Source organism: Streptomyces sp. NBC_00009 (genome assembly GCF_045040855.1).
GTDB classification, from domain to species: Bacteria; Actinomycetota; Actinomycetes; order Streptomycetales; family Streptomycetaceae; genus Streptomyces; species Streptomyces aureus.
On sequence record NZ_CP108312.1, the window covers coordinates 5,229,954 to 5,256,282 of the forward strand.

Annotated in this window: 22 protein-coding genes; 13 read left to right on the plus strand and 9 right to left on the minus strand. The window is 71.0% G+C overall.

The annotated features are described in order from the left end of the window. The first annotated feature begins 14 nt into the window (after nt 1-14). Nucleotides 15-254 (plus strand): hypothetical protein, encoded by a 240-nt coding sequence (locus OHA58_RS23585; RefSeq protein ID WP_405481185.1) that lies wholly within the window; start codon nt 15-17, stop codon nt 252-254. A 135-nt stretch (nt 255-389) separates the two neighbouring features. Here OHA58_RS23585 and OHA58_RS23590 read toward each other — a convergent pair whose 3' ends face one another. Continuing rightward, nucleotides 390-962, minus strand: coding sequence for a TetR family transcriptional regulator (locus tag OHA58_RS23590; protein ID WP_405481186.1), 573 nt, complete (start codon nt 960-962; stop codon nt 390-392). A 137-nt stretch (nt 963-1,099) separates the two neighbouring features. On the opposite strand from OHA58_RS23590, the gene OHA58_RS23595 reads away from it, so the two are divergent. Next, complete coding sequence (locus OHA58_RS23595) at nt 1,100-2,560, plus strand: FAD-dependent monooxygenase (protein ID WP_405481188.1); 1,461 nt, start codon at nt 1,100-1,102, stop codon at nt 2,558-2,560. 42 nt (nt 2,561-2,602) lie between these two features. Here the strand turns inward: OHA58_RS23595 and OHA58_RS23600 are convergent, their stop codons facing one another. Beyond that, nucleotides 2,603-3,103 carry a MarR family winged helix-turn-helix transcriptional regulator gene (locus tag OHA58_RS23600; protein ID WP_405481189.1) on the minus strand — a complete coding sequence of 167 codons (501 nt, stop codon included), beginning with the start codon at nt 3,101-3,103 and terminating at the stop codon, nt 2,603-2,605. A gap of 156 nt (nt 3,104-3,259) precedes the next feature. Between OHA58_RS23600 and OHA58_RS23605 the strand changes: the two genes are divergently transcribed. The 4 genes from OHA58_RS23605 to alc all read left to right on the plus strand — a co-directional run bounded on the left by OHA58_RS23605 (nt 3,260) and on the right by alc (nt 7,398). Then, the gene (locus tag OHA58_RS23605; RefSeq protein WP_405481190.1) at nt 3,260-4,246 is read left to right on the plus strand and encodes an EamA family transporter; all 987 of its coding nucleotides are present in this window, start codon (nt 3,260-3,262) and stop codon (nt 4,244-4,246) included. A gap of 40 nt (nt 4,247-4,286) precedes the next feature. Then, entirely contained in the window at nt 4,287-5,252 is a 966-nt protein-coding gene (locus OHA58_RS23610) for a DMT family transporter (protein WP_405481191.1), read from the plus strand. A gap of 4 nt (nt 5,253-5,256) precedes the next feature. Beyond that, nucleotides 5,257-6,162 (plus strand): LysR family transcriptional regulator, encoded by a 906-nt coding sequence (locus OHA58_RS23615; protein WP_405481192.1) that lies wholly within the window; start codon nt 5,257-5,259, stop codon nt 6,160-6,162. A gap of 87 nt (nt 6,163-6,249) precedes the next feature. Then, on the plus strand, nt 6,250-7,398 hold the full coding sequence (gene alc / locus OHA58_RS23620; RefSeq protein ID WP_405481193.1) for an allantoicase: 1,149 nt from the start codon (nt 6,250-6,252) through the stop codon (nt 7,396-7,398). A 73-nt stretch (nt 7,399-7,471) separates the two neighbouring features. Here alc and pepN (OHA58_RS23625) read toward each other — a convergent pair whose 3' ends face one another. After that, the gene (gene pepN, locus OHA58_RS23625; protein ID WP_405481195.1) at nt 7,472-10,042 is read right to left on the minus strand and encodes an aminopeptidase N; all 2,571 of its coding nucleotides are present in this window, start codon (nt 10,040-10,042) and stop codon (nt 7,472-7,474) included. A 124-nt stretch (nt 10,043-10,166) separates the two neighbouring features. On the opposite strand from pepN (OHA58_RS23625), the gene OHA58_RS23630 reads away from it, so the two are divergent. Beyond that, nucleotides 10,167-10,673, plus strand: a complete 507-nt coding sequence (locus tag OHA58_RS23630) for a DUF1203 domain-containing protein (protein ID WP_405481197.1) — start codon at nt 10,167-10,169, stop codon at nt 10,671-10,673. Here the strand turns inward: OHA58_RS23630 and OHA58_RS23635 are convergent. Beyond that, nucleotides 10,660-11,679, minus strand: coding sequence for an aspartate-semialdehyde dehydrogenase (locus OHA58_RS23635; RefSeq protein WP_405481199.1), 1,020 nt, complete (start codon nt 11,677-11,679; stop codon nt 10,660-10,662). The two genes, OHA58_RS23630 and OHA58_RS23635, sit on opposite strands and share 14 nt — an antisense overlap. Before the next feature lie 195 nt (nt 11,680-11,874). Here OHA58_RS23635 and OHA58_RS23640 point away from each other — a divergent pair, with 195 nt between their 5' ends. Together OHA58_RS23640 and OHA58_RS23645 are read left to right on the plus strand one after the other, a co-directional pair. Further along, nucleotides 11,875-12,396 (plus strand): sigma-70 family RNA polymerase sigma factor, encoded by a 522-nt coding sequence (locus OHA58_RS23640; protein WP_405481200.1) that lies wholly within the window; start codon nt 11,875-11,877, stop codon nt 12,394-12,396. Between the two features lies 1 nt (nt 12,397). Beyond that, nucleotides 12,398-13,135 (plus strand): hypothetical protein, encoded by a 738-nt coding sequence (locus OHA58_RS23645; protein ID WP_405481202.1) that lies wholly within the window; start codon nt 12,398-12,400, stop codon nt 13,133-13,135. Between the two features lie 69 nt (nt 13,136-13,204). Here the strand turns inward: OHA58_RS23645 and OHA58_RS23650 are convergent, their stop codons facing one another. Further along, nucleotides 13,205-16,522, minus strand: a complete 3,318-nt coding sequence (locus OHA58_RS23650; protein WP_405481204.1) for a S8 family serine peptidase — start codon at nt 16,520-16,522, stop codon at nt 13,205-13,207. 276 nt (nt 16,523-16,798) lie between these two features. On the opposite strand from OHA58_RS23650, the gene OHA58_RS23655 reads away from it, so the two are divergent. From OHA58_RS23655 to OHA58_RS23665, 3 genes are all read left to right on the plus strand, one after another. After that, complete coding sequence (locus OHA58_RS23655; protein ID WP_405481205.1) at nt 16,799-17,254, plus strand: NUDIX hydrolase; 456 nt, start codon at nt 16,799-16,801, stop codon at nt 17,252-17,254. Between the two features lie 213 nt (nt 17,255-17,467). Then, nucleotides 17,468-19,270, plus strand: a complete 1,803-nt coding sequence (locus tag OHA58_RS23660) for a TIGR03767 family metallophosphoesterase (protein ID WP_405481207.1) — start codon at nt 17,468-17,470, stop codon at nt 19,268-19,270. Between the two features lie 143 nt (nt 19,271-19,413). Continuing rightward, nucleotides 19,414-20,562 carry a serine hydrolase domain-containing protein gene (locus OHA58_RS23665; protein ID WP_405481208.1) on the plus strand — a complete coding sequence of 383 codons (1,149 nt, stop codon included), beginning with the start codon at nt 19,414-19,416 and terminating at the stop codon, nt 20,560-20,562. Between the two features lie 42 nt (nt 20,563-20,604). On the opposite strand, the gene OHA58_RS23670 is transcribed toward OHA58_RS23665, so the two are convergent. Both OHA58_RS23670 and pepN (OHA58_RS23675) read right to left on the minus strand, forming a co-directional pair. Then, nucleotides 20,605-21,735 carry a hypothetical protein gene (locus OHA58_RS23670; protein WP_405481210.1) on the minus strand — a complete coding sequence of 377 codons (1,131 nt, stop codon included), beginning with the start codon at nt 21,733-21,735 and terminating at the stop codon, nt 20,605-20,607. Between the two features lie 189 nt (nt 21,736-21,924). Next, on the minus strand, nt 21,925-24,507 hold the full coding sequence (gene pepN / locus OHA58_RS23675) for an aminopeptidase N (protein ID WP_405481211.1): 2,583 nt from the start codon (nt 24,505-24,507) through the stop codon (nt 21,925-21,927). A 153-nt stretch (nt 24,508-24,660) separates the two neighbouring features. Here pepN (OHA58_RS23675) and OHA58_RS23680 point away from each other — a divergent pair, with 153 nt between their 5' ends. Then, the gene (locus tag OHA58_RS23680) at nt 24,661-25,293 is read left to right on the plus strand and encodes a DsbA family protein (RefSeq protein ID WP_329057845.1); all 633 of its coding nucleotides are present in this window, start codon (nt 24,661-24,663) and stop codon (nt 25,291-25,293) included. Here OHA58_RS23680 and OHA58_RS23685 read toward each other — a convergent pair. Beyond that, entirely contained in the window at nt 25,290-25,499 is a 210-nt protein-coding gene (locus tag OHA58_RS23685; RefSeq protein WP_405481212.1) for a hypothetical protein, read from the minus strand. The genes OHA58_RS23680 and OHA58_RS23685 overlap by 4 nt on opposite strands. A 132-nt stretch (nt 25,500-25,631) precedes the next feature. Next, nucleotides 25,632-26,273 carry a superoxide dismutase gene (locus tag OHA58_RS23690; protein ID WP_405481213.1) on the minus strand — a complete coding sequence of 214 codons (642 nt, stop codon included), beginning with the start codon at nt 26,271-26,273 and terminating at the stop codon, nt 25,632-25,634. Nucleotides 26,274-26,329 lie beyond the last annotated feature (56 nt).

Sequence of the window (26,329 nt, forward strand, 5' to 3'; positions counted from 1 at the left end):
GCTACGTTTGCACCGTGGACAAGAAGAACGCCCTGCGCGCCGGCGCCCTGGCTGCCGGTACGACGCTGATGATGCTGCTCATGTCGTCCCCCGCGCTCGCGCTGGCGCGCGACGACGGCGACGACCCCGGTCAGGGCCTCTCGGTCATCGAGACCCTTGGCCTCTATGTCGTGGCGCCGATCGTGCTGTTCCTGGTGATCGCCGGCCTAGTGATCGTCGGTGACAAGTCCCGCAAGCCGCAGAAGCAGGGCTGACCGCCGCACCTCTCATTGACGTCTTTGCCGAGGGCGTCCTCGTGTGCACCGCGCACCGAGGGCGCCCTCGGTGCGTTCCTCGGGATGTTCTACGAGGTGTTCCATGGGCGTTCCACATGCGCTCGGCCGGGCGTTCTACGGCCGCTCGGCCGTCAGATAGCGCTGGAGGGTCGGCGCCAGCCACTCCACCATCTCGTCGCGGCCGAGCCCGACGGCGGGGCCGAAGCGCAGCACGTAGCGGGTGAGCGCGAGACCGAGGACCTGTGACGCGCAGAGCGCGGCCCGCACCGGGGCCTCGGCGGGGTCGGGGCAGACGCGCAGGGCGAGCGGCAGCGTCTGCCTCTTGAAGATGTCCTGCATGCGCTCGGCGCCCGCGGCATTGGTGACGCCCACGCGCAGCAGCGCGGTGAGCACCTCGTTCTCCTCCCACAGGTCGAGGAAGTGCCGCACGAGGGTCCGGCCTATGTCGTCGACCGCGATCTCCTCGGGGTCGGGCAGCCGCAGGTCCAGGTCGATGGCCGCGGCGAAGAGCCCCTCCTTGTTGCCGTAGTAGCGCATCACCATCGACGGGTCGATCGCCGCGTCCTTGGCGATGGCGCGGATCGTGGCCCGCTCGTACCCGTCGGCGGCGAAGCGTTCGCGGGCCGCCGCGAGGATCGCGGTGCGGGTGGCGTCCGAGCGGCGTGCCTGCTGGGTGGTTCCTGTCATGCCAACAAACGTAGGCCAACACCTGTTGACAGTCCAGGGCCGCGCCCCTAGGTTTGCCAACAGACGTTGACCAACAAGCGTTGGCAATGAGTGACCGGGTACACCCGACCTGAGCTCGCAGGCACCAGGAGGCCACCATGAACGGCACCACTCCTCGCACCGTGATCGTCGTCGGCTCCGGCCCCACCGGCCTGCTCCTCGCCGGCGACCTCGCCGCCGCGGGCGTCCCCGTCACCGTCGTCGAGAAGCGCCCCCACAGGATCAGCAACCTCTCCCGGGCCTTCGTCCTGCACGCCCGCACCCTGGAGCAGCTCGACGCCCGCGGCCTCGCCGACGGCATCGAGGCCAAGGGCCAGGCCCTCGACAGGCTGAGTCTCTTCGGCCGCCTCGCCGTCGACCTGAGCGACCTCCCCTCCCGCTTCCAGCACCTCCTGGTCCTGCCGCAGTACGAGGTCGAGGCCGCCCTCCAGCAGCGCGCCACCGACGCGGGCGTGAAGTTCTCGTACGAGACCGAGGTCACCGGCCTCACCCAGGACGCGGACGGTGTGACGCTCCAAGTCCGCACAGGGGACGGTGAGTCGACGACGATGCGGGCCGCGTACGTCGTCGGCACGGACGGCATGCGCAGCGCCGTACGCGAGAGCGTCGGGCTCCCCTTCCCCGGCAAGTCCGTCATCCGCTCCGTCGTCCTCGCCGACGTGAAGCTCGCCGAGGAGCCCGAGAACGTCCTCACGGTCAACGCCGTCGGCGACGCCTTCGCCTTCATCGCGCCCTTCGGTGACGGCTACTACCGCGTCATCGGCTGGAACCGCGCGCGCAACGTCCCCGAGTCCGCGCCCCTCGACCTCGACGAGATCAAGGAGGTCACCCGCCGCGCCCTCGGCCGCGACTACGGGATGCACGAGGCCCGCTGGATGTCCCGCTTCCACAGCGACGAGCGCCAGGCGCCCGCCTACCGCGTCGGCCGCGTCCTGCTCGCCGGCGACGCCGCGCACGTCCACACCCCGGCCGGCGGCCAGGGCATGAACACCGGACTCCAGGACGCCGCCAACCTCGGCTGGAAGCTCGCCGCAGTCGTCAACGGCCGTGCGGGAGTGGCCCTGTTGGACACCTACGAGGCCGAGCGCCACCCCGTCGGGAAGGCCGTCCTGCGCAGCAGCGGCGGCATCGTCAGGCTCGCCATGGCCAACCGGCCCTGGACACTCGCGGCCCGCGCCGCCCTCACCACGTTCCTCGGCCGCGTCCGCCCCGCGCGCACCCGCTTGCTCGGCCAGCTCACCGGCATCGGCGTCGCCTACCCGGCCCCGCGCGGTGCGCACCGCCTCGTCGGCACCCGCGTCCCCGACGTCACGCTCAAGGAGGGCCGGCTCTACGAAGCCCTGCGCCAGGGCACGTTCGTCCTGATCGTCCCCGAGGGTGCACACGACAAGGGCGACGACCGCTACGCCGTCACGCACTGGGCCAGTGACCGCCGCACGTCACTCCTGGTGCGCCCCGACGGCTACGTCGCCTGGGCGTCGGACGACGAGCCGGCGGACGGGGGCGTCATCTCTGCCGGTGTCCCGGACAGCATCGACTCGTACTCGTTCCGGGCGTAGGCGGCCGGCCGGGATCGGGGCATCCGGGGGGTCGGTCCGGTATCAGGAGGGCTGCGTGCCCGCCATCAACTGACGGAGCAGGTCGGCGAGTTGGCCGGCCTGCTCCTTGTCGAGCGAGGCGAGCGCCTCGGTCTGCACGGCGAGACCGGCGCCGACCGCCTCGTCGACCAGCGCACGGCCCTCGTCGGTGAGCGTCACCTGGAGGCCGCGGCGGTCGTGCGGGTCGGGCGAGCGGCGCAGCAGCCCGCGCCGCTCCAGCTTGTCGAGCCGCCCGGTCATGCCGCCGGTCGTCAGCATCAGCGTCGCCGAGAGCTGACGCGGCGAGAGCGTGAACGGGTCGCCGGAGCGGCGCAGCGTGGCGAGGACGTCGAACTCGCCCCGCGCGATGCCGTAGCGCGCGTACGTCTTGTCGATGCGGTCGCCCATCGCGCGCGAGATCCGGTAGACCCGGCCGAAGACCTCCATCGCCGTGGTGTCGAGGTCGGGCCTGACCTCGGCCCACTGGTCGACGATCGCGTCGACGGCGTCCTTGCTGCTGCTCATGGGGCGAGTATGCGACCCGGTTCCGGTAGGTCGCAAGAAGGTAGCTCACTGGAAAGTAACTCTGAAGGAAGTGGCTTGACGGCAAGTAGCTTACGGCTAAGCTACTTGCCGCGAAGCTACTTCTTTTCCAACCCATTTCACCGCGGGGGGCGCCCGATGAAGACGAACAAGCACAGCGTCGAGAAGGCGAACAAGCGCAACGGCGCCGTGATCGCACTGACCGCGCTGGCCCCGATCTCCTGGGGCTCGACCTACGCGGTCACCACGGAGTTCCTGCCACCCGACCGCCCGCTGTTCACCGGGCTGATGCGGGCGCTGCCCGCAGGCCTCCTCCTGCTGGCGCTGGCGCGCACGCTGCCGCGCGGCGCCTGGTGGTGGAAGTCCCTGGTCCTCGGCGCGCTGAACATCGGCGCGTTCTTCCCTCTCCTCTTCCTCTCCGCGTACCGCCTCCCCGGCGGCATGGCGGCGGTGGTCGGCTCGATCGGCCCCCTCTTCGTCGCGGGCCTCGCGACGCTCCTGCTCGGTGAACGCCCCACGCGGCGCACGCTGTTGACCGGCATCGCGGCCGCGCTCGGCGTCAGCCTCGTCGTCCTCAAGGCGGCGGGGGCGCTCGACCCGGTCGGCGCGCTGGCGGCGCTGGCCTCCACGGCGTCGATGTCGACGGGAACGGTCCTCACCAAGCGGTGGGGCCGCCCGGAAGGGGTGGGCCCCCTGGCGCTCACCGGCTGGCAGCTCACGGCCGGCGGCCTCCTCATCGCCCCGCTCGCCTTCCTCGTCGAGGGCGCGCCCCCGGCGCTGGACGGCCGGGCCGTCGCGGGCTACGCGTACCTGGCGCTCGCCAACACGGCGGTCGCGTACTGGCTGTGGTTCCGCGGCATCGGCCGCCTGACCGCGACGCAGGTCACGTTCCTCGGCCCGCTCTCGCCGCTGACTGCGGCGGTGATCGGCTGGGCGGCGCTCGGGCAGGCGCTGACTCCGGTGCAGCTGGTGGGCATGGCGCTGGCGTTCGGCGCGACGCTGCTGGGCCAGCGCCCGCCCCGGGCCGCCGCTTCCCCCGCTCCGCAGCCCCAACCTTTCAGTTTTGCTGAAGAGAAGGACCAAAAAGTTTCGATGGACCTGACGGGTGGGGAGCTGCGACGGTAGTCGGGTCGTAGAGAGATCACAGCTCAGGAGGGGATACGGGATGGCAGTCCTGGACCGGACGACCACCGGCGCCGAGAAGGTCGCAGCGGGGGACGCAGGGGCGGGAGGGCGCCGCGCGGGCAACGGGCTCGGCGCCGGCCTCGCGCTCGCGGTACTCGCCACGGTGGTCTGGTCGGGCAGCTTCGTCACCTCCCGCGCGCTGCACGACAGCGTGCCCCCGATCCAGCACGCGTTCTGGCGCTGGATCATCGCCATCGCCGCGGTGGCGCCGTTCGCGGCGCGCTCCGCCTGGCGGCAGAGGGCACTGCTCCGCGCCCACCTGCGCTTCCTGCTGCTCGCCGCGCTGCTCGGCGTGACCGTCTACAACACGCTCGTCAACCAGGCGGCGATGACGACGTCCGCCGGAAACATGGGCATGATCATGGCCGCGTCGCCGGTCCTGATGGCGGCGTACGAACGCCTCGGCGGCGCGCGGCTCGGGGCCCGCCGGGTGACCGGCACGGTCGTGGCGTGCGCGGGTGTGCTGCTCCTGGTCAGCAAGGGCTCCCTGGCGCCGGACTTCACGGCGGGCGACCTGTGGGTGGTCGCGGCGGCGGTCTGCTTCGGCTCGTACAGCGCGCTGCTGCGGCGCCGGCCGGCGGAGATCGGCGGGCCCGCGTTCCTCTTCGCGACGTTCGTGCTCGGCGCGCTGATGCTGCTGCCGGTGTTCCTCGTCAGCCTCGCCGTCCAGGGCGGCTTCGAGCCGACGGCGGCGACCGTCTCGCCGCTCCTGTACGTGGGTGTGGTGTCGTCCGCCGTCGCGTTCTTCGCCTGGAACAAGGCGATCGCCCAGATCGGCGCGGCCCGCGCCGGCGTCATCTACTACCTCCAGCCGGTGTGCGTGGCCCTGCTCTCGTACGCGGTCCTCGGCGAGGCCATGGGCCGGCTGCAGATCGCGTGCATGGCGCTGATCCTGGCGGGGGTGGCCCTCGGCTCCGCGACCCGGAGCGGGTCCCGGATACGTTGACCCCATGCGCGCCACCGACTGGGACATCAAGAAGCTCGCGATCCTGCGGGCACTGCGGGACCGGGGGACCGTCACGGCCACCGCGCAGGCGCTGCTCATGACCCCGTCGGCCGTGTCGCAGCAGCTGACCAACCTGGCCAGACAGCTCGGCGTGCCGCTCCTGGAGGCGCACGGTCGGCGCGTACGCCTCACCGACGCCGCCCACCTCGTCCTGCGGCACGCCGAAGCCGTGTTCGCCCAACTGGAGCGCGCCGACGCGGAGTTGGGCGCGTATCTGCAGGGCGAGTCCGGGGAGGTGCGGGTCGCCGCGTTCTCCACCGCCGTGCCCGCCCTGGTGGTGCCCGCCGTACGCGCCCTGCGCACCGCCCACCCCGGGATCGCGGTCCGGGTGCGCGAGGCGGAGGCGGCGGAGGCGTACGAGCTGCTCTCGGCCGGTGACGTGGACCTGGCCCTGTCGCTCGCCGCGCACGCGCCCACCGCGCGCGACCCCAAGTTCACGCGGGTGCCGCTGCTCGCCGACCCGCTCGACGTAGCCCTGCCTGCCGGGCACCCGCTGGCGGGAGCGGCGGGCCCGCGCCTGGCCGAACTGGCCGGCGAGCACTGGATCTTCGGCGGTTCGGGGCCCTGGTCGGAGATCACGCGGGCCGCGTGCGAGGCCGCCGGGTTCGTGCCGGAGCAGGCGCACAGCGCGGCCGGCTGGACGGCGATCCTGGCGATGGTCGAGGCGGGGATGGGCATCGCCCTGGTCCCGCGCATGGCGGCGGCGGGCCGGGAGGGCGTCGTGATGTGCGCGCTGGGCGAGGACCGGCCGGTCAGGCACGTGGTGGCGGCGGTGCGCAGGGGGTCGGAGGAGGCGCCGGCGGTGTCGAGGGTGCTGGAGGCCCTGAGGGACGCCGCGGCGGAGCGCTGACGCCCGGACCGACCGTTCAGTTCACCTGAACGTACATGTCGAAAAGTTTCGATGGACCTAAGGGCTCGGCGGTCCGACAGTGGACGTATGACGACATCTGACGCCACGCCGCTCGAAGCCCCCGAGGACCCCCACGCCAACGACGCCGCCCCCTACTCCGGCGGCGACCCGTACGCCGACTACCGCCACTTCGGCGACACCGAGAGCTACGCGGAGCTGGTGGACCTCGCCGACCGGCGCCTGGGCGCAGGAGTCATCGCCGCGAACGACGAGTTCTTCGCCCAGCGCGAGAACCTCCTCGTCCGCGAGCCCGCGGTGTTCGACCCGGAGCACTTCGGGCACAAGGGCAAGATCATGGACGGCTGGGAGACCCGCCGCCGCCGCGGCACCGCCGAATCCCCCTTCCCCGCGCCCGAGGACCACGACTGGGCGATCGTCCGGCTCGGCGCGCCCGGCGTGATCCGCGGCATCGTCGTGGACACCGCGCACTTCCGCGGCAACTACCCGCAGCGCATCAGCGTCCAGGCGGCGTGCGTGGAGGGCTCCCCGAGCCCCGAGGACCTGCTCGCCGCCGACGTGAAGTGGGAGGAGCTGATCGCACCGACCCCGGTACGCGGCCACGCGGCGAACGGCTTCACGATCACCTCCGAGCGCCGCTACACCCACCTCCGCCTCTGCCAGCACCCCGACGGCGGCGTGGCCCGCCTGCGCGTGCACGGCGAGGTGGTCCCCGACCCCGAGTGGCTCGACCTGCTCGGCACGTTCGACCTGATCTCGGTCCTCAACGGCGGTACGTACGAGGACGCGTCGGACAAGTTCTACTCGTCGCCCACGCAGATCATCCTGCCCGGCACGTCCCGCAAGATGGACGACGGCTGGGAGAACCGCAGGCGCCGGGTGCACGGCACGAACGACTGGGTACGGTTCCGCCTCGCCGCGCAGGGCGCGATCCGCGCGGTGGAGATCGACACGGCGTACCTGAAGGGGAACTCGGCCGGCTGGATCGCCCTGAGCGGCCGCAACGGCGACACGGGCGAATGGTTCGACATCATCCCCCGCACCCGCCTCCAGCCCGACACCCTCCACCGCTTCAAACTCCCCGCCCAGGCCGTAGCCACCCACGTACGCCTCGACGCCTTCCCGGACGGCGGCGTCGCCCGCATGCGCCTGCACGGCTCCCTGACGGAAGCGGGCCGTGACCAACTGCGCACCCGTTACGCCGAGTTGAACGGCTGATCGCTCGCACACGCGAAGGCGCCCGGCACCGGAGGAATCCGGTGCCGGGCGCCTTGCGCTGTGCCTGCGAGTGCTACGCGTCAGCCCCCTGCGCCCGCAGCGCGCGCTCCACGCCCGCTCGGGATTCCGAGACCAGGCGGCGCAGGGCCGCGTTCGGTTCGGCTGCGGTGAGCCAGGTGTCCGTTGCGTCCAGGGTGGGCTGCGAGACCTGGATCGCCGGGTAGAGGCCGATCGCCACCTGCTGGGCCATTTCGTGGGAGCGGGACTCCCAGACGCCCTTGACCGCGGCGAAGTACTTCTCCGTGTACGGGGCGAGCAGGTCACGCTGGTCGGTCTGGACGAAGCCGGCGATGACCGCTTCCTGGACCGCGTTCGGGAGCTTGTCGGACTCGACGACCGACGCCCAGGCCTCCGCCTTCGCCTCGGCGGTGGGGCGCGCCGCGCGGGCCGTCGCCGCGTGGCGCTCGCCCGCCGCGGTCCGGTCCCGCTCGTACTCCGCCGCGATCTCCGCCTCGTCGTAGCGGCCGACCGCCGCGAGCCGCTCCACGAACGCCCAGCGCAGCTCCGTGTCGACGGCCAGGCCCTCGACGGTCTGCGTGCCTTCGAGGAGCGACTCGAGCAGGTCGAGCTGCTCCGGCGTGCGGGCCGTCGCCGCGAACGCGCGGGCCCACGCGAGCTGGTGGTCGCTGCCCGCCTCCGCGGCCCGCAGGTGCGCCAGCGTCGCCTCGGTCCAGGTCGCCAGCGCCGCGTCGCGTCCCGCGGGGGCCGCGTACAGGTCGATGGCCAGCTTCACCTGGCGGTGCAGGGACTGCACGACGCCGATGTCCGACTCCTTGCCGATGCCCGACAGGACCAGCTCCAGGTAGGCGCTGGTGGGCAGTTCGGCGTCGCGCGTCATGTCCCACGCCGACGCCCAGCACAGGGCGCGCGGCAGGGACGACTCGAAGTCGCCGAGGTGCTCGGTGACGAACGCGAGCGACTCCTCGTCGAGGCGGACCTTCGCGTACGACAGGTCGTCGTCGTTGAGGAGGATCACGGCCGGGCGCCGCTTGCCGGCCAGCTGCGGGACCTGGGTCAGCTCGGTGGCCGTGACGTCCAGCTCGATGCGGTCGACGCGCACCAGCTTGCCGCTCTCGTCGGACAGGTCGTAGAGGCCGATCGCGATGCGGTGCGGGCGCAGCGTCGGCTCGCCCTTGGCGCCGGCGGGAAGCGCGGGCGCCTCCTGCCGGATGGCGAAGGACGTGATGACGCCGTTCGCGTCCGTCTCGATCTCCGGGCGCAGGACGTTGATACCGGCCGTCTGGAGCCAGGCCTTCGCCCACGCCGTCAGGTCGCGCCCGCTGGTCTCCTCCAGCGCGCCGAGCAGGTCGGACAGGCGCGTGTTCCCGTACGCGTGGCGCTTGAAGTACGCCTGCACGCCCTGGAAGAACTCGTCCATGCCGACGTACGCGACGAGCTGCTTGAGGACGCTGGCGCCCTTGGCGTACGTGATGCCGTCGAAGTTGACGAGGACGTCGTCGAGGTCGCGGATCTCGGCCATGATCGGGTGCGTCGAGGGCAGCTGGTCCTGCCGGTACGCCCACGTCTTCATGGAGTTGGCGAACGTCGTCCACGAGTGCGGCCAGCGGCTGCCGGGGGCGTACGCCTGGCAGGCGATGGACGTGTACGTGGCGAACGACTCGTTCAGCCAGAGGTCGTTCCACCACTCCATCGTCACGAGGTCGCCGAACCACATGTGGGCCAGCTCGTGCAGGATCGTCTCCGCACGCACCTCGTACGCCGCGTCCGTCACCTTCGAACGGAACACGTACTGGTCGCGGATGGTGACCGCGCCCGCGTTCTCCATCGCGCCCGCGTTGAACTCCGGCACGAAGAGCTGGTCGTACTTGGCGAACGGGTACGCGTAGTCGAACTTCTCCTGGAACCAGTCGAAGCCCTGCCGCGTGACCTCGAAGATCGCGTCCGAGTCGAGGAACTCGGCGAGCGAAGGCCGGCAGTAGATGCCGAGCGGCACGGACTGCCCGTTCGCGCCCTCGTACGAGGAGTGCACCGAGTGGTACGGGCCGACGATCAGGGCCGTGATGTACGTGGAGATGCGCGGCGTCGGCTCGAAGTGCCAGACGTCGTCCTTCGGCTCCGGGGACGGGGAGTTGGAGATGACCGTCCAGCCCGTCGGCGCCTTCACGGTGAACTGGAAGGTCGCCTTGAGGTCCGGCTGCTCGAAGGAGGCGAAGACGCGGCGCGCGTCCGGTACCTCGAACTGCGTGTACAGATAGGCCTGCTGGTCGACCGGGTCGACGAAGCGGTGCAGACCCTCACCCGTGTTGGTGTACGCGCAGTCGGCGACGACCCGCAGCTCGTTCGGCCCCGCCTCCAGGTGCTTGAGCTCGATCCGCGAGTCGCGGAACACGGCGGCGACATCGAGCGAATGCCCGTTCAGGACGACCTCGTGGACCGCCGGGGCGACCAGGTCGATGAACGTGTGAGCGCCCGCCTCGGCGCTCTCGAACCGCACGCTGGTCACGGACCGGTAGGTGCCGCCCTCCTGCGCTCCCGAGAGGTCAAGATCGATCTCGTACGACTCGACATCGAGCAGTTTCGCCCGCTGCTGCGCCTCTTCACGGGTCAGATTGGTGCCAGGCACGCGGTCATCTCCTAGATCCGGTCTACGTTTTTGACGTTCCGGTCATCCTTCCACGAGGGAAGCGGAGAGCGCGATGTCCGTTTTCCGCCGGTGAACCCGCGCGCGCGGGACGAGCCTGGGGCACATGACCACGTACACCGCACAGCCCATCGCACCGGCCGTCCTCAAGGAGCTGCGGGACACCGACGACGCGGGGCGCCCCTGTGTCGCATTCACCGCCGCCGACGACGCGGCCGTCGGGTCCCCGCTGCGCTGCTGTCTGCGCTCTGTCGAGCCCGGCGAGCGGATCGCGCTCGTCTCGTACGCGCCGCTGCGGCGCTGGGCCGCCGAGACCTGGGCCCGTCCGGGCGCCTACGACGAACAGGGCCCGGTCTTCATCCACGCCGAGGAGTGCGAGGGGCCGGGCGACGTGCGGGGGTACCCCTTCGCCCGCCCCGGCGCGCTGCGCACCCTGCGGCGCTACAACGCCGAGGGCCATATTGCCGGCGGCCGCCTCCTGGAGATCCCGGAGGCGGCCGACGAGGGGTTCGATCAGGCTCTTGCGGAGGCGTTCGCCGACCCGGAGGTGGCCCTGGTGCATGTCAGAGCCGTCGAGTACGGCTGCTTCCAGTTCGAGGTCAGGCGCCCTTGAGTTCGGCCGCCACCAGCTCCGCGATCTGCACCGCGTTCAGCGCGGCGCCCTTGCGGAGGTTGTCGTTCGAGACGAACAGTGACAGACCGTTCTCCACGGTCTCGTCACCGCGGATGCGGCCCACGTACGAGGCGTCCTGACCCGCGGCCTGGAGCGGCGTCGGGATGTCGGAGAGCTCGACGCCGGGGGCGCCGGACAGGAGCTCCGTGGCGCGCTCGACGGAGAGCGGACGGGCGAAGCGGGCGTTGATCTGGAGCGAGTGGCCGGAGAAGACCGGCACGCGCACGCAGGTGCCGGAGACCTTGAGGCCCGGGATCTCGAGGATCTTGCGGGACTCGTTGCGGAGCTTCTGCTCCTCGTCCGTCTCGTTCAGACCGTCGTCGACGATCGCGCCGGCCAGCGGCAGCACGTTGAACGCGATGGGGCGCTTGTAGACCTGGGGCTCGGGGAACTCGACCGCGGAGCCGTCGTGCGTGAGCTTGTCCGCCTCGGCGACGACCTTCTGCGCCTGGCCGTGCAGCTCGGCGACGCCCGCGAGACCGGAGCCGGAGACCGCCTGGTAGGTGGCGACGACCAGCGCTTCGAGGCCGGCCTCCTCGTGCAGCGGACGCAGGACCGGCATCGCGGCCATCGTCGTGCAGTTCGGGTTGGCGATGATGCCCTTGGGGCGGTTCGCGATCGCGTGCGGGTTGACCTCGGAGACGACCAGCGGGACCTCGGGGTCCTTGCGCCAGGCCGACGAGTTGTCGATCACGACCGCGCCCTGGGCCGCGACCTTCTCGGCGAGCGCCTTGGAGGTGCTGCCACCTGCGGAGAAGATGACGATGTCGAGGCCCGTGTAGTCGGCCGTCGAGGCGTCCTCCACCGTCACACCGTCGATGACCGTCCCGGCCGAGCGGGCCGAGGCGAACAGGCGCAGCTCGTCGACCGGGAAGTCCCGCTCGACGAGGATCTTGCGCACGACCGTGCCGACCTGACCGGTGGCTCCGACGATTCCGACCTTCACAGGGTTTTCCTCCGTACGTACACGAACAGAACAGCGGGGGTGCCGCTCCATGATGCGTCTGTCCCCGGCCGCCTTGTCCAATCCATTGTCCGAGGTGCGGGACGCCACATTCATCCCCGTCTCACGGTGCGAACGTTTCGCCCGGTCCCGGCGTCCTAGGGGAAACGTGGGAGAGCCAGGGGGAGGGGAGGGGCATTGCTGCGCAGAAGAACGCGCCGCGCGGAGGCGGCCGATCCGCTGGATGCCGTGCAGGAGGACCGGGTGAGGGCCGTCCTGTCGCTGGGCGGGGTACCGCACGGCGACCTTCAGGACGGCGTGCAGCAGGTGCGGCTGCGGCTGCTTGAACGGGCCGCGCGGGGCGACGAGGCACCGCGCGACGTGTCGGCGTGGGCCGCCGTCGTCGCCTCGAACCTGGCGATGGACTGGCACCGGGCGCGCCGCCGCCAGGAACGGCTCGGCGAGCGCCTCGCCTCGCTGCGCCAGGAGCAGCGCGCGGAAGACGGCGCCGAGTCGCGCGTCCTGTCGCTGGCGGTGGCGCAGGGCCTCGACGAGCTGCCGGACACCCAGCGCCAAGTGGTCGTGCTGCGCTTCTACGCGGATCTTCCGGTCCGGGCGATAGCCGACGAGCTGGGCATCCCGGAGGGCACGGTCAAGAGCAGGCTGCACACGGCGGTACGGATGCTGCGGGCGCGGCTGCGCGAAGGGGAGGTGGTGTGACATGGAGCACGAGGACCGCGTACTGATGCTGGTGCTCACGGGGGAGCCGCTTCCGCCGGAGGACAGGGACGACCCGGAGACGGCGGCCGCGCACGCGGCGGCCGAGGCGGATGTCGCGCTGCTGGGAGAGCAGCTGCGGGGGATCGGGGACGCGCTGGCGGCGGCCCGGGTGGCGCCCGCGCCGGAACCCGTAAAGGCGTCCGGACCCCCGCTCGTGCCCGTGACGCGGCCCCGCCGGGGCCTGCGCCTGGCCCTCGGCACGCTCGCCACCGCGGGTGCGCTCGGGGTCGCGAGCGTCATGATGTGGCTCGGGGCGCAGCCCGGGGACCAGACGGCCTCCGGAGCGTCGGACAAGTCCGTGAGCGACAGCAAGAGCGGCAACGAGAACGCGGATCTCACCCCGGAGGGCTTCGTGGCGTGCTCCCGGCTCATGGTGGAGGGCACGGTCGACCGGGTCACTCCCGAGCCAGGCGGCAAGAGCGACCGCATCACGCTGACCGTGATCCGCTACTACAAGCCGGCCTCCGGACCTGGGCAGGTCAGGTTCCGGATGGACCGTGACATCGACCCCCACCTGAAGAAGGGCGATCGCACGCTGATCACCATTCCCAAGGGCGGCTATCACCCGGACAACTGGGCCACGGGCAAGGAGATCAAGCCCCTGCGCGACATGATCGTCAAAGCGCTCCCGGGCTCCCGCGGCCTGAAGTGCGACGGGGGCAACGGCCCCGGCGTGTGAGCCCGGGCCGGTGACGACGAGGGGCGGGCGCCCGTACGGACACCCGCCCCCGCTGTCATCCGGTCACCGTTACGGCGTGACCTTCTCGATCTTCACGCTGCCGAGCCCGGCGACCGTGCCGCGCCCGTCCAGGAGCTGCACCTCGCCGAAGAACTCGCGGCCCTCCGGCGCGGCCGCTGCGGCGACGACCTCGGCGGTGACCTGGGTCGAGTCACCGTTGCCGAGCTTCACGGACTTCGCCTCGTCGACCTTGACCTGGCCGAGCGTCGGGGAGAAGAACACGTCGCGGTAGTCGTACTCCGTCGAACCGGACGGCACGGCGTAGCCCACGACCTCGACCGTGTACGTGCCGGCGGCCGGCCTGCTGATGCTGACGGCCTCCTCGGAGTCGCCGTCGGCGGACTGCCCGACCTGGTTGCCGTCCTGGTCGTAGACCGTCAGGTCCAGGTCGGCGGCGTTGTCGGAGACGCCGCCGATGGCGACGTCCAGACGCTCGGCGCCCGCGGGGACGACGACCGTGGAGGTCTGCGTCTCACCCTCCTTGAGGGACGGACGCGCCGTCTTCGACGAGCCGAGCGAACCGCCCTTGAGCTTGCCGTCGAGGGCGGCGAAGTTGTTCGTCACCTTCCAGGAGACGGCGGCCGGGGTGCCGACCTTGGCCTCGGGGACGGCCTGCACGGCCGGGTCGAAGGCCGCGCCGAGCACGGCGACATCGAGCTTGTACGGGTTGTCGAGCTGCGGCGACGTACGGCGCGCCTCGACCTCGATCTCCCAGACGCCGGCCTGCGGGTCGGCGTACGACCGCAGGTCGGGACGGCAGGTGTTGGCCGGGTTGTAGTTCGGGTAGCAGCTCGGCGTCGACGTGTCGTCGACCGGGACGCCGTAGGGGTGGATCGAGATGAAGCGGGTCTGGCTCTTGTCGGCCAGGCCGCTCATCGCGACCTCCAGGGACTTGGCGCCCTCGGGGACCGTCAGGAAGTACGACTTCGTGCTGTTGCGCTGCACGGAGCCGGAGTCCGAGAACGTGTACGACGGCTTCGCGAGCGGCGTCGCGACGACGACGGTCGCCATGACCTGCTGGTCGACGCCCTCGGTGCGCGGGTCGTCCACCTGAAGGATGGCGCTGCGCAGACCGGCGCTCTTCGGCGCCGCCTGGACCTTGACCGTGACCGGCTTGTTCAGCGGCAGCGAGACCGTGTCGTCGCCGAGGATGCGGAACGTGGAGCCCGAGTTGTTCTTGAGGGACAGCTCGTGGCGGACCGCACGGTCCGGGCCCGACGTGCGGGTGACCGTGACGTCGTAGGTCTTCTTCTGGCCGGCCTTGAGGCCGCCCTCGCGGTCGTAGATGCCCGTGCCGAAGCCCGGGTCCTTGAGCGCGTAGTCGATCGCGGTGTCGACCGGGGCCTTCACCGTGTAGGTGTGGGCGCTCGCGCCGTCCTTGATGGAGTCCCACGCGTCGACGATGTCGATGAGGCCGGAGCCCTCGGCGTACGCCTGCTCGCCGCTGATGTGCTTCGCGGTCGAGGTGAGCGCGGTGCGCAGCTTCGCCGGGGTGAGCGCTATGTGCTTCTGCTTGGCGGCGGAGAGCAGCAGGGCCGAGGCGCCCGCGGCCTGCGGGGAGGCCATCGAGGTGCCCTGGAGCATCGAGTAGCCGGCCGGCAGGTTGTAGCCCGCCTCGGCGACCGGGGAGCCCGGCAGCCAGGTCTGCGTCGTGTTGATCGCGGCGCCGGGCGCGGTGATGGTCGGCGTGAAGCCGCCGTCCTCACGCGGGCCGCGCGACGAGAACGGCATCATCGCGTACGACTTCTCGACGCCGGAACCGTAGTTGGAGGCCCAGGTCGCCTTGGAGATGGACGCGCCGACGGAGATGACCTTGTCGGCGAGGCCGGGGTCGCCGATGGTGTTGGCGCCGGGGCCCGAGTTGCCCGCGGAGATCACGAGCTGGACGCCGTAGGTGTCGATGAGGCGCTTGTAGAGCAAGGCGCGCGCGTTGGCGCCGTCGTTGAGGGCGGGCAGGCCGCCGATCGACATGTTGACGATGTCGACACCGCGCTTGGTGACGAGGTCGATCATGCCCTCGGTGAGCGCGACGTTGGTGCAGCCGCCGGACCAGGTGCAGGCGCGCGAGGAGACGAGCTTCGCGCCGGGCGCGGCACCGCTCATCTTCCCGCCGAACAGGCCGTTGGCGGAGGTGATGCCGGCGACGTGCGTGCCGTGCTCGGACTCGATGACGCCGATGTTGACGAAGTCGGCCTTCTTGCCGACCCAGTCGCCGCCGTACGGGTCCATCGGGACGTCCTTGCGGATCTCCACGACGAACGGGATGCGCTCGACGACGTCGGTCGCCGGGTTGTCCTTGCCGAAGTACCCGATCTGGTAGCCGTCCTTGTACGGCTTCATCGGGGTGTCGTCGGTGAAGTCGGCGTTGTTGTTCAGGTCGACGGTGACGGTGCCGGCCTTGGCGTCGTAGAGGACGGCCCAGGAGTCGGTGGTGTCGCCGTCGCGGTTCAGGTCGCCCTTGGCGTCGCCGCCGGTGGTGGCGGACTCCTTGAACGTCGAGACCTGGTACGAGCCGGCCGCGGCCTTGAAGGTCCGGCCGCCGAACGTGAACGTCGGGCCGCTCACGTTGGTGACCATCGCGCGCCAGGTGGCGTCGCCGTCGACGATCGGGTCGGTCGAGGTGACCCAGTCGACGATCTTGCGCTCGCCGGTGGTGGTCTTCTGGAGCGCCGGGTGACCGAGGTCCACACCGGAGTCGAGGATGCCGATCGTGACGCCGCGGCCGTCGGCCTTCGGGTTGTCCTTCACGAAGTCGACGGCGCCCGTCTCGAAGGACGGGTTGTACGGGTTCTTCGCCGGGGTGTTCTTGCCCGGGGCGGCGGACGTGCCCTCGGCGGCGTCCCGCGCGCCCTTGGCGGTGTCGCCGGCCGGGGTCGGGTCGTCGAGCTCGATCTCGTGGCGCAGGTCGATGCCCTGCACGGAGGAGAGCTTCTCGGCCGCCTTGATCGCGGCGTCCGCCTTGGCGGTCGGCACGGTGGCGCGTACGTAGCCGAGCTTGTCGTAGGTCCGGCCGACCGAGCCGCCCTTGACGGCGTCGAGCTGGTGCGCGACCTGCTCGGTCGCGCCGGGGGCGGTCGCGACCATCATGGTCACGTTCTTCTCGCCGGCCGCCTCGGCCTGGTCGAGGAGCTGCGCGTCGGACGAACCGAGCTTGTCACCGGCCGACTTGACGGGTGCGTCTGTCGACGGGGTGGTGTCCGCGTCCGCGGAGTAGGCCAGGGGTATCGGCCCGGCGGCGGTGAGCGCTGCGACGAGGCCGGCCGCGGCCGCGAGCCGGGCCGCCCGTCTCGCTCCGGATATCGGTGCGCGCTGGGGATCGAGGGTCATCAGCATCCCTGTACGTAAAGGTCGGAAAGGGTCCGGAATTCGGTGCCGGATGACCGGTCAGCTTTACGTAAGTGGCGCCTGTTTGGGGAGAGTTGCCCGTGACGTGATCAGGTCATGGCGTACTTCCGCCATACGTCATCGCGGACAAAGCGGCGCATACGGGGAAACGTGCACAGCGGGGCACGGCACACGCGCCCCGCAAGGAGTCCCGCCCGCCGCGTCGCCGACCCGCACGTTCACCACCCCGACCCACCGCGGACCGCATAACGTCACCGTGTGCACAGGGAACTGAGGGTCGCGGCCTACGCAGTCTGCGTACGGGACGGGCAGGTGCTGCTCGCCCGCTGGGTGGCCGGCGACGGCACCAGACGCTGGACGCTGCCGGGAGGCGGCATGGACCACGGCGAGGACCCGTACGACACCGTGATCCGCGAACTCGACGAGGAGACCGGCTACGCGGTCGAGCCCGTCACCCTGCTCGGCGTCCACTCCGTCCTGCGCCGCTACCCGCGCAAACTGGGCGCCGTCGCCGACTTCCACGGACTGCGCCTCGTCTACGAGGGCCGCATCACCGGCGGCGAACTGCGCCACGAGGTGAACGGCTCCACCGACATGGCCGCCTGGCACACCCTCGACGACGTGCCCCGCCTCGCCCGCGTCGAACTCGTCGACGTAGGCCTCGAACTGTGGCGCGACAGGCCCACGTCGGGCCGCCTCTTCCCCGAAAAGTGAACACGGAGTGACCGGCTCCTCTACGGCACACGAGGCGTACGTGACCGCGCAGGGTGGCCGGTGATCCACGTGGCGTGATCGGCGCTGCCCGTTGCGGCCTCGTTAACGTGCAGGTCATCCCCGATGTCAACGATCCAGTACGAGCGGGTAGTTCTGCCACGGCGAGCGCCCCGCGACCACTGCCGACGCGTTCGCACTCGGGGAGACCGCGCCATGCCGCGCATACGCTCTGTCGCCGACACCGCTGCATCCGCCACCGCCGCCAAGGCCGCCTCCATCGCCTCGGCGCTCGACCGCCGCACCTTCCTCGCCGCGTCCGGAGCCGTCTCCCTGACGGCCGGGATCGGCTACGCACTCGGCCCCGGCACGGGCAGCGCCGTCGCGGGCCCCGCGCCCGCAGGCCCCGTCCCGGCCGCCGTGTCCCGCCGGGCCCCCGCCGCCCCGCTCGCGCCCTACACGCGCGGCACCACCCTCGGCTCCGTCGCCGCCGCCCCGGCCGGCGCGGGCTACCGGCGCCTCGGCGACGGCCCCGCCTGGCAGCGCGTCGTCCGCGGCGACCTCGCGTCCGCCAAGTCGGGGCGCGAGGGCCGGCGCACCGCGCTCGCCGCGTTCGTCCAGTTCACCGACCTGCACCTGGTCGACGTACAGCACCCGCTGCGCTACGAGTACCTGCGCTCCCAGACCGCCAGCGCCTGGCGCCCCCAGGAGTCCCTCTCGGTCGCCGGGGCGGTCTCCCTCGTGGAGCGGGTCAACGCACTGCGCGGGGCGCCCGTCACCGCGTCGCCCCTGCACTTCGTCATGACGACCGGCGACAACACCGACAACAACGCCAAGTCGGAGCTGGACTGGTTCCTGAAGGCGATGAGCGGCGGGCGCATCACCCCGAACACCGGCGACCCGCGCCGCTACGAAGGCGTGCAGGACAGCGGCCTCAAGCTGTACTGGCACCCGGACACCGCCCTGCGCGACGCCGACAAGCAGCTCGGCTTCCCCCGCATCCACGGCTTTCTGGACGCCGCGATCGGTGAGCTGCGCAGCCCGGGGCTCAACCTGCCCTGGTACTCGACCGTCGGCAACCACGACGCGCTGCCCGGCGGCTGCTACGCGCCCGGCGACTCCTTCTTCACCGAGTTCGCGGTGGGCGGGCGGAAGCTGATGGAGCTGCCGGACTCCGCCGGCAAGGCGATCTGGGACAACGTCAAGAAGGGCGGCGACCCCAAGGGCCAGGCCTTCAAGGACCTCCTCAAGTCCCAGGCCCGCCACATGCGTTCGGTCACCCCGGACGAGTCCCGCGCCCCCTTCACCCCGGCCGAGTACCTCAAGGCCCACCTCGACCCCGCGCACACGGGCCCGGGCCCGCACGGCCACGGCTACACGCAGGCCAACGTCGACGCCGGCACCCAGTACTACGCCTTCCGCGTCTCGGACGACATCCTCGGCATCAGCCTCGACACGACGGACCCCGGCGGCCACTACGAGGGCTCCCTCGGCACAGCCCAGCTCAACTGGCTGGAGCGCACGCTCAAGGACAACGAGAAGAACGGGGGCTCCCACGTCCTCGTCTTCAGTCACCACACCAGCAAGACCATGCGCAACCTCCGCCAGGACCCGCACCACCCCCGTGAGGCCCGGCACGGCGGCGACGAGCTCCTCGCCCTCCTCGGCCGTCACAGCAATGTCCTGGCCTGGGTCAACGGCCACAGTCACAAGAACGACATCACCCCGCACGCGGGCCCCGAAGGCCGCTCCTTCTGGGAGATCTCGACCGCGTCCCACGTCGACTTCCCGCAGCTGGCCCGCGTCATCGAGATCACCGACAACCACGACGGCACGGTCTCCCTGTTCACCACGCTCATCGAGTCCGCGGCCCCGCACCGCACCGACTTCACCGACCTCACCCAGACCGGCCTCGCGGCCCTCTACCGCGAACTCTCCTTCAACGCCCCCGGATCCCGCGCCACCCTCTCCGGCACCCCCGGCGACCGCAACACGGAACTCGTCCTGCGCAAGGCCTGAGAGGCAAGGCCCTGGACGCAAGGCCTGAGATCGGCTTGATCCCGCCCAACCCGATCACGGCCCTCAACCCCGTCCCATGACCCCTGAGTCCCCCAGGTCGACCGCAGCACACAGCTGTCGAACGTCGGCGAAGGAGACACGGGATGTCAGTGCGTACCGGCCTGGTGGGTGTGGCCGTAGTGGTGTCGGTGACGGCGGGGGCGCTCGCGACCCCCGCTCTCGCCGACGCGCCGGCCAGGGACGGACACCGGGCGACGCAGCAGGCCATGGACGCCGCAGTCGCGGCGGGCGTGCCCGGGGTGACGGGGCAGGCGACGGACAAGTACGGCACCTGGAAGGGCACTTCGGGCCTCGGCGACCTGCGGACGAACACCCCGCGCGGCGACCGGGACCGCTATCGCGTCGGCAGCATCACCAAGACCTTCGTCGCGACCGTCCTCCTCCAGCTGGAGGCCGAGGGCAGGCTGAGCCTGGACGACACCGTCGACCACTGGCTGCCCGGCGTCGTCACCGGACACGGCCACGACGGCCGGAAGATCACCGTCCGCCAGCTCCTCAACCACACCAGCGGGATCTACAACTACACGGCGGACAAGGACTTCCAGCAGACCGTCTTCGGGCGCGACGGCTTCCTGAAGCACCGCTACGACACCTGGGCACCCGGCAAGCTCGTGTCGGTCGCCATGGCCCACAAGCCCGACTTCGCGCCCGGCACGTCCTGGAACTACTCCAACACCAACTACGTGCTGGCCGGCATGGTCGTGAAGGAGGTCACCGGCCACTCCTACGCGGACGAGATCCGCCACCGCATCATCGAGCCCCTCCACCTGCGCGCCACCAGCCTGCCCGGCACCGCCGTCACCGTGCCGCGCCCGGCGGGCCGCGCCTACAGCAAGTTCCCCGACGACCCGGACAAGAAGACGTACGACGTCACCGAACTCAACCCGACCCTCGCCTCGTCGGCCGGCGAGATGGTCTCCGACTCGGCGGACCTGAACCGCTTCTACTCGGCGCTCCTGCGCGGCCGGCTGCTGCCCGCCGCACAGCTCGCCGAGATGAAGAAGACCGTGCCCATCTCGAAGGACGAGCCGGGCCTCGGCTACGGTCTCGCCCTCATGCGGCAGAAGCTCAGCTGCGGCAAGGAACTCTGGGGCCACAGCGGCGGCATCCACGGCTCCAACACGGACTCCGTGACCACGCCCGACGGCCGCCACACCCTCTCGTTCAACTTCAACGGCGACTGGACGGGCGACAGCCAGGCCGTCATCGAGGCCGAGTTCTGCCCGAAGTAGCCGCAGTCGCCGCATAGTTGAGCGGCTGGGTTCCGGCGGTGCTCAGTGGGGCAGCACCATCACATACGCCGCCGGTTCCCGGTCCACGGACGCCATCAGCGCGGTCCGTACCACCGTCGCCTGCTGTTCGAGGGACTCGCGCAGCTTGCGCGGCGTGATGTGGACGACGGTGATCCCGAGGCGCTCCAGGTGCTCGCGCTTGCGGGCGTACTCGGACCACTCCAGGCCGTCGCTCTCCTCCTGGAGCTCGGGGCGCAGCCCGTGCCGGGGGGCGTTGGGGCCTCCCCTGCTCGAGCGAAGCCGAGAGCTTGGGGAAGTGTCCAGCTCCACGGCGACGGCCTGGTCGGGCCAGTACGCGTCGACACCGCCGAGGTGCGGCCCGCCGGGCAGGCGCAGGTCCACGCTCCACAGCGGGTCGGGCAGGCCGTACTCGCGCACCATCTCGTACAGCCGGTCCTCGGCGATGGCGCGCCCCTCGGCGAGCAGCGAGTCCACGGCGTCGATGACGTGCGGGCGGGTGAGGAGCCTGGCCTGGTTCAACTCCCGCACCACGGCGGCGGGTTCGCAGTGACCGCCGCGGACGGCCTCGGTGAGCACACGCCGCACCGCGCCCGCGTCGTCGAGCTGGGCAACGGCGTCCGCGAGGGCGCGCGGCACCGGCGCCACCGGCACCCCCGCGATCCGCTGCGGCGTGGGCATCCCGTGACTGCGCACGAGCCGGGCGAGACCGGTCGAGCGCAGCCGCCGTGTGCGCGGCACCATGACGTCGATCCGGTCGAGGGAGAGCAGCGGCGGAACGGAGACGAAGCGGTGCAGGGCCAGTGCGGCAAGACCCGTGACCATCGCGTTGGCGTACGGGGCCTGGGGCGCGGCCTGCGGGGGGTGCGGCTCGTCGGGGGTGGTCTGCGTGGGCACGGCGACAGCGGTACGGGTCTGGGGGCGGCCCGCGTACAGGAGGACCGCGTGCAGTCGCTCGTCGGCGGTGGGCCGGCCGGGGTGGAGCAGATACACGCCGGGCAGGAGCTGCTGCCAGGGGCCGCCCGGCCGGCACTGCTCGTTCAGGGCCGCGGAGTTGACCCCGTGCGCCTTGAGCTGGGCGGCGCTCAGCACGCGCTGCCGGCAGTCGTCGAGGTGCTGGAGGGGGCGGGGGGACAGCGGGGTGTTGTGGTTCATGACCTGGCCATTCCCGGCGCCGACCGGGCCCCTAACCGCTGTTACACGCCTGTCGACAAAAAGGGACAAGCCTGCCCTAAAGTACGGGCGTTCGACTGCCGAGAAGGGCAGGCGGGGCGACGGGTTACGGCCGGAAGTGCCCGCGTTCGGTAACTCCCGGCCGTAGCCGCGCCGTTGTGCTGGTCCCGGCTACTTCCCGGCAGCCGCGTCGCACGCCTGCGCGCGCAGGGCACGGGCCAGGTCGTCACGCGCCTCGAGGACGAGACGGCGCAGCGCGGGCGCCGAGCCCTCGTGCGCCGCCAGCCACGCGTCGGTCGCGTCGAGCGTGCCCTGCGAGTCCTGGAGCGAGGGGAACAGGCCCTTCACCACGTCCATGCCGATCTGGATGGACCGCTCCGCCCAGACGCGCTCGATCGCCGCGAAGTACCGCTCCGCGTACGGCGCGGTCAGCTCGCGCTGCGCCGGCTGCTGGAAGCCCGCGATCGTCGCCTCGACCAGCGCGTTCGACAGCGCGTCCGACTCGACGACCTGCGCCCAGGCCTGTGCCTTCACCGCCGCGGACGGGCGCGCCGCGAGGCAGCGCACCTGGTGCCGCTTGCCGGACGCGGTGTCGTCACGCGCCAGCTCCGCGTCGATCACCGACTCGTCGGCCTCGCCCGTGGAGGCGAGCGCATTCACGAACGACCAGCGCAGCTCCTGGTCGACATCGAGCCCGTCGATCTTCGCGGTGCCTTCGAGCAGGCCGCGCAGCAGCTGGAGGTCGGCCTCGGCGGAGGCGACGGAGGCGAAGAACCGCGCCCACGTCAGCTGGTTCTGGCTGGCCGGCTCGGCGAACCGCAGCTCCCGCAGCGCGCCCTCGGCGAGCTGCCGGCTGCCCTCCGCGCGCCACTCGGGCGCCGCGTAGTGCGTGACCGCCGAGTTCGCCCAGGTGTGCAGCATCTGGAGGACGCCGATGTCGCTCTCGCGCCCGGCGAACCGCAGCACGAGGCCGATGAAGTCGCGCGCGGGCATGAGCCCGTCCCGTGTCAGGCTCCACAGCGCCGACCAGCACAGGGCGCGCGCCAGCGGGTCCGTGATGTCACCGAGGTGCTCGCGCAGGGTGGCCAGCGAGTTCTCGTCGAAGCGGATCTTGCAGTACGTGAGGTCGTCGTCGTTGACGAGGACCAGCTCGGGCGCCTCGGCGCCGGCCAGCTCGTCCACCACGGTCCGCGGCCCGTCCACGTCGACCTCGGCGCGCGCGTACCGCACGAGCGACCCGCCCGCGCCGTCGCGCTGGTAGAGGCCCACGGCGACGCGGTGCGGCCGCAGTGTGGGGTGGGAATCGGCGGCCTCCTGGACGACGGCCAGCTCGGTGATGTGCCCGTCGGCGCTCAACGTCACCTGCGGGGTGAGGGAGTTGACGCCCGCGGTCTGCAGCCATGCCCGCGACCACGTGGCCATGTCGCGCCCGCTGGTCTCCTCCAGGACGGACAGCAGATCGCCGAGCTGCGTGTTCCCGTACGCGTTCCGCTTGAAGTAGCGCCGGGCCCCTTCGAGGAACGCCTCGCGCCCCGCGTAGGCGACGAGCTGCTTCAGGACGCTCGCGCCCTTCGCGTACGTGATCCCGTCGAAGTTGAGCTTGGCGTCCTCCAGGTCGCGGATGTCGGCCGTGACCGGGTGCGTGGAGGGCAGCTGGTCGGCGCGGTACGCCCACGCCTTGCGGTTGTTGGCGAAGGTGATCCAGCCGTTGGTGAAGCGCGTCGCCTCGACCATCGAGAACGTCCCCATGAAGTCCGCGAAGGACTCCTTGAGCCACAGGTCGTCCCACCACTGCATGGTCACGAGGTCGCCGAACCACATGTGCGCCATCTCGTGCAGGATGACATTCGCGCGCCGCTCGTACGACGCCTGCGTCACCTTGCCGCGGAAGATGAACTCCTCGCGGAACGTGACACAGCCCGGGTTCTCCATCGCGCCGAGGTTGTACTCCGGCACGAACGCCTGGTCGTACTTCCCGAAGGGGTACGGGTAGTCGAAGTGGTCGTGGAAGAAGTCGAGCCCCTGCTTCGTCACCAGGAACACGTCGTCCGCGTCGAAGTGCTTCGCGAGCCCCTTGCGGCACATCGCGCCGAGCGGGATCTCCAGCTTCGTACCGTCCTCCAAGACGCGCTCGTAGGAGTCCGTCACGTAGTGGTACGGGCCCGCGACGATCGTGGTGATGTACGTCGAGATCGGCTTCGTCTCGGCGAACTTCCATACACCGTCGGCCAGTTCACCCACGCCGTTCGACCACACCGTCCAGCCCTCGGGGGCCTGCACGCTGAAGCGGTAGGGCGCCTTGAGGTCGGGCTGCTCGAAGTTGGCGTACACGCGCCGCGCGTCCGCGGGCTCGTACTGCGTGTAGAGATAGATCTCGCCGTCCTCGGGGTCGACGAAGCGGTGCATGCCCTCGCCGGTGCGGCTGTAGGCGCACTGGGCGTCGACCACCAGCTCGTTCTCCGCGGCCAGGCCGTCGAGCGCGATCCGCGTGCCGTCGAAGACGGCCGCCGTGTCGAGGTCCTCGCCGTTCAGCGTCACCGCGTTCACGGACGGCGCGATCAGGTCCACGAAGGTGGCGGCGCCGGGCTCGGTGGCCCGGAACCGGATCGTGGTCACCGAGCGGAACGTCCGGGGACCCTCGCCCTCGGTCTCGCCGACCGCGGACCGCAGATCGAGCTGGACCTCGTACCCGTCGACGGACAGCAGGCCCGCCCGCTCGCGGGCCTCGTCGCGGGAAAGATTCTCTCCGGGCACGGGCGGCACTCCCTTGTGACTCGACTGGCTGCACTTGTGGTGCGAACAGGACCGATCCTGCCATGTGCCCCTGACGGCGGACAGCCGGGAATGGGACGCCCGTGCGGGACGTTGGCGAGGAGAGTCAACGCCACGGATTACATGAGGAGAACCATGTCCGAGAAGACCCCCGTCGACTTCTGGTTCGACCCCCTGTGCCCCTGGGCCTGGATGACCTCACGGTGGGTCCTCGAAGTGGAGAAGGTCCGCGACATAAAGGTCAGCTGGCACCTGATGAGCCTCGCCGTCCTGAACGAGGACAAGCTCGACGACCTGCCCGACGAGTACCGCGAGCTCCTGGAGACGAAGGCCTGGGGCCCGGTCCGCGTCGTCATCGCCGCGCAGGAGGAGCACGGCCCCGAGGTGCTCGGCGACCTCTACACCGCGCTCGGCACGCGCATCCACAACGGCGGCGAGGGCCCCACGAAGGAAGCCGTCGCCGCCGCCCTCGACGAGGTCGGCCTGCCCGCCTCCCTCCTCGACCACTGGGACGGCACGAAGTACGAGGCCGAGCTGCGCGCCTCCCACAAGGAGGGCATCGACAAGGTCGGCCAGGACGTCGGCACGCCCGTCATCGCCGTACCCGGCGCGAACGGCGAGCAGATCGCGTTCTTCGGCCCCGTCGTCACCCCGGCCCCCAAGGGCGAGGAGGCCGCGAGGCTCTGGGACGGCACGCTCCTGGTCGCCTCGGTCCCCGGCTTCTACGAGATCAAGCGCACGCGCACGCAGGGGCCGGTCTTCGACTAGGCGAATGTCTCGGGGAGGGTGCGGCCGTCCCAGTACCGGAAGTGATGCTGCACGCGCCGGCACGTGCCGTTGGCGCAGCGCCGGTAGTTGTTCGCCTCGCCCTTCTTGGCCCAGGTGGCGACGTACTTGAGCTCCTTGGGCTCGAGCCGACGGAAGAGCTGAAGCTCGTCCTTGCAGTTGACGCAGCGCTTGGAGGGGTCCGTCATGGGCCCACGGTGCACCGGAAGCCCGTAAACCGGAAGGCCCCCGCGAGTCACGTCCTCGCGGGGGTCTTCCGTCTTTCCGCCCGCCGCCGCGAAGGTTGAGAAGACGATCACGAGGCGGGACGCTTCAGGGGCTCAGGGGGCGACCAGCAGGTTGAACGCCCGGTCCTTCGCGGCCGCGTACCGCTTGGCGACGTCCTGCCAGTTGACTACGCGCCACATGGCCTCGATGAAGTCGACCTTCTGGTTCTTGTACTGGAGGTAAAACGCGTGCTCCCACGCGTCGAAGACCAGGATCGGGACCGAGCCCTGGCCGACGTTGCCCTGGTGGTCATAGATCTGCTCGACGACGAGGCGCCCGCTCACCGGCTCGTACGCGAGGACGCCCCAGCCGGAGCCCTGCGTCGTCGCGGCGGCCTTGGTCAGCTGGGCCTTGAACCCGGCGAAGGAGCCGAAGGAGGCGGTGATGGCGTCCGCGAGGTCGCCCACGCCGTCCGTGGCCAGCGGCTCGCCGCCGCCGTCGCCGGACATGTTGTGCCAGTAAATGCTGTGCAGGATGTGGCCCGAGAGGTGGAACGCGAGGTTCTTCTCCAGGCCGTTGATGGCGCCCCACGACTCCTTGTCGCGGGCCTCCTCCAGCTGCTCCAGGGTGTCGTTCGCCCCCTTCACATACGCCGCGTGGTGCTTGTCGTGGTGGAGCTCGATGATCTGCGGGTTGATGACCGGTTCGAGCGCCGCGTAGTCGTACGGGAGTTCAGGAAGCGTGTAAATGGCCATGTCCGAGCCCTCCGGCTGCGTACTGCAGAGCTTATTGCAACTTATGTGCAAGTGCA

Excerpts from the sequence above, each read along its gene's own strand:
- alc (WP_405481193.1), top strand. The coding sequence starts at position 6,250 with ATGACGACATCTGACGCCACGCCGCTCGAAGCCCCCGAGGACCCCCAC.
- OHA58_RS23610 (WP_405481191.1), top strand. The coding sequence starts at position 4,287 with ATGGCAGTCCTGGACCGGACGACCACCGGCGCCGAGAAGGTCGCAGCG.
- OHA58_RS23605 (WP_405481190.1), top strand. The coding sequence starts at position 3,260 with ATGAAGACGAACAAGCACAGCGTCGAGAAGGCGAACAAGCGCAACGGC.
- OHA58_RS23680 (WP_329057845.1), top strand. The coding sequence starts at position 24,661 with ATGTCCGAGAAGACCCCCGTCGACTTCTGGTTCGACCCCCTGTGCCCC.
- OHA58_RS23685 (WP_405481212.1), bottom strand. The coding sequence starts at position 25,499 with ATGACGGACCCCTCCAAGCGCTGCGTCAACTGCAAGGACGAGCTTCAG.
- OHA58_RS23665 (WP_405481208.1), top strand. The coding sequence starts at position 19,414 with ATGTCAGTGCGTACCGGCCTGGTGGGTGTGGCCGTAGTGGTGTCGGTG.
- OHA58_RS23595 (WP_405481188.1), top strand. The coding sequence starts at position 1,100 with ATGAACGGCACCACTCCTCGCACCGTGATCGTCGTCGGCTCCGGCCCC.
- OHA58_RS23645 (WP_405481202.1), top strand. The coding sequence starts at position 12,398 with ATGGAGCACGAGGACCGCGTACTGATGCTGGTGCTCACGGGGGAGCCG.
- OHA58_RS23660 (WP_405481207.1), top strand. The coding sequence starts at position 17,468 with ATGCCGCGCATACGCTCTGTCGCCGACACCGCTGCATCCGCCACCGCC.
- OHA58_RS23670 (WP_405481210.1), bottom strand. The coding sequence starts at position 21,735 with ATGAACCACAACACCCCGCTGTCCCCCCGCCCCCTCCAGCACCTCGAC.
- OHA58_RS23630 (WP_405481197.1), top strand. The coding sequence starts at position 10,167 with ATGACCACGTACACCGCACAGCCCATCGCACCGGCCGTCCTCAAGGAG.
- OHA58_RS23615 (WP_405481192.1), top strand. The coding sequence starts at position 5,257 with ATGCGCGCCACCGACTGGGACATCAAGAAGCTCGCGATCCTGCGGGCA.
- OHA58_RS23650 (WP_405481204.1), bottom strand. The coding sequence starts at position 16,522 with ATGACCCTCGATCCCCAGCGCGCACCGATATCCGGAGCGAGACGGGCG.
- OHA58_RS23690 (WP_405481213.1), bottom strand. The coding sequence starts at position 26,273 with ATGGCCATTTACACGCTTCCTGAACTCCCGTACGACTACGCGGCGCTC.
- OHA58_RS23600 (WP_405481189.1), bottom strand. The coding sequence starts at position 3,103 with ATGAGCAGCAGCAAGGACGCCGTCGACGCGATCGTCGACCAGTGGGCC.
- OHA58_RS23590 (WP_405481186.1), bottom strand. The coding sequence starts at position 962 with ATGACAGGAACCACCCAGCAGGCACGCCGCTCGGACGCCACCCGCACC.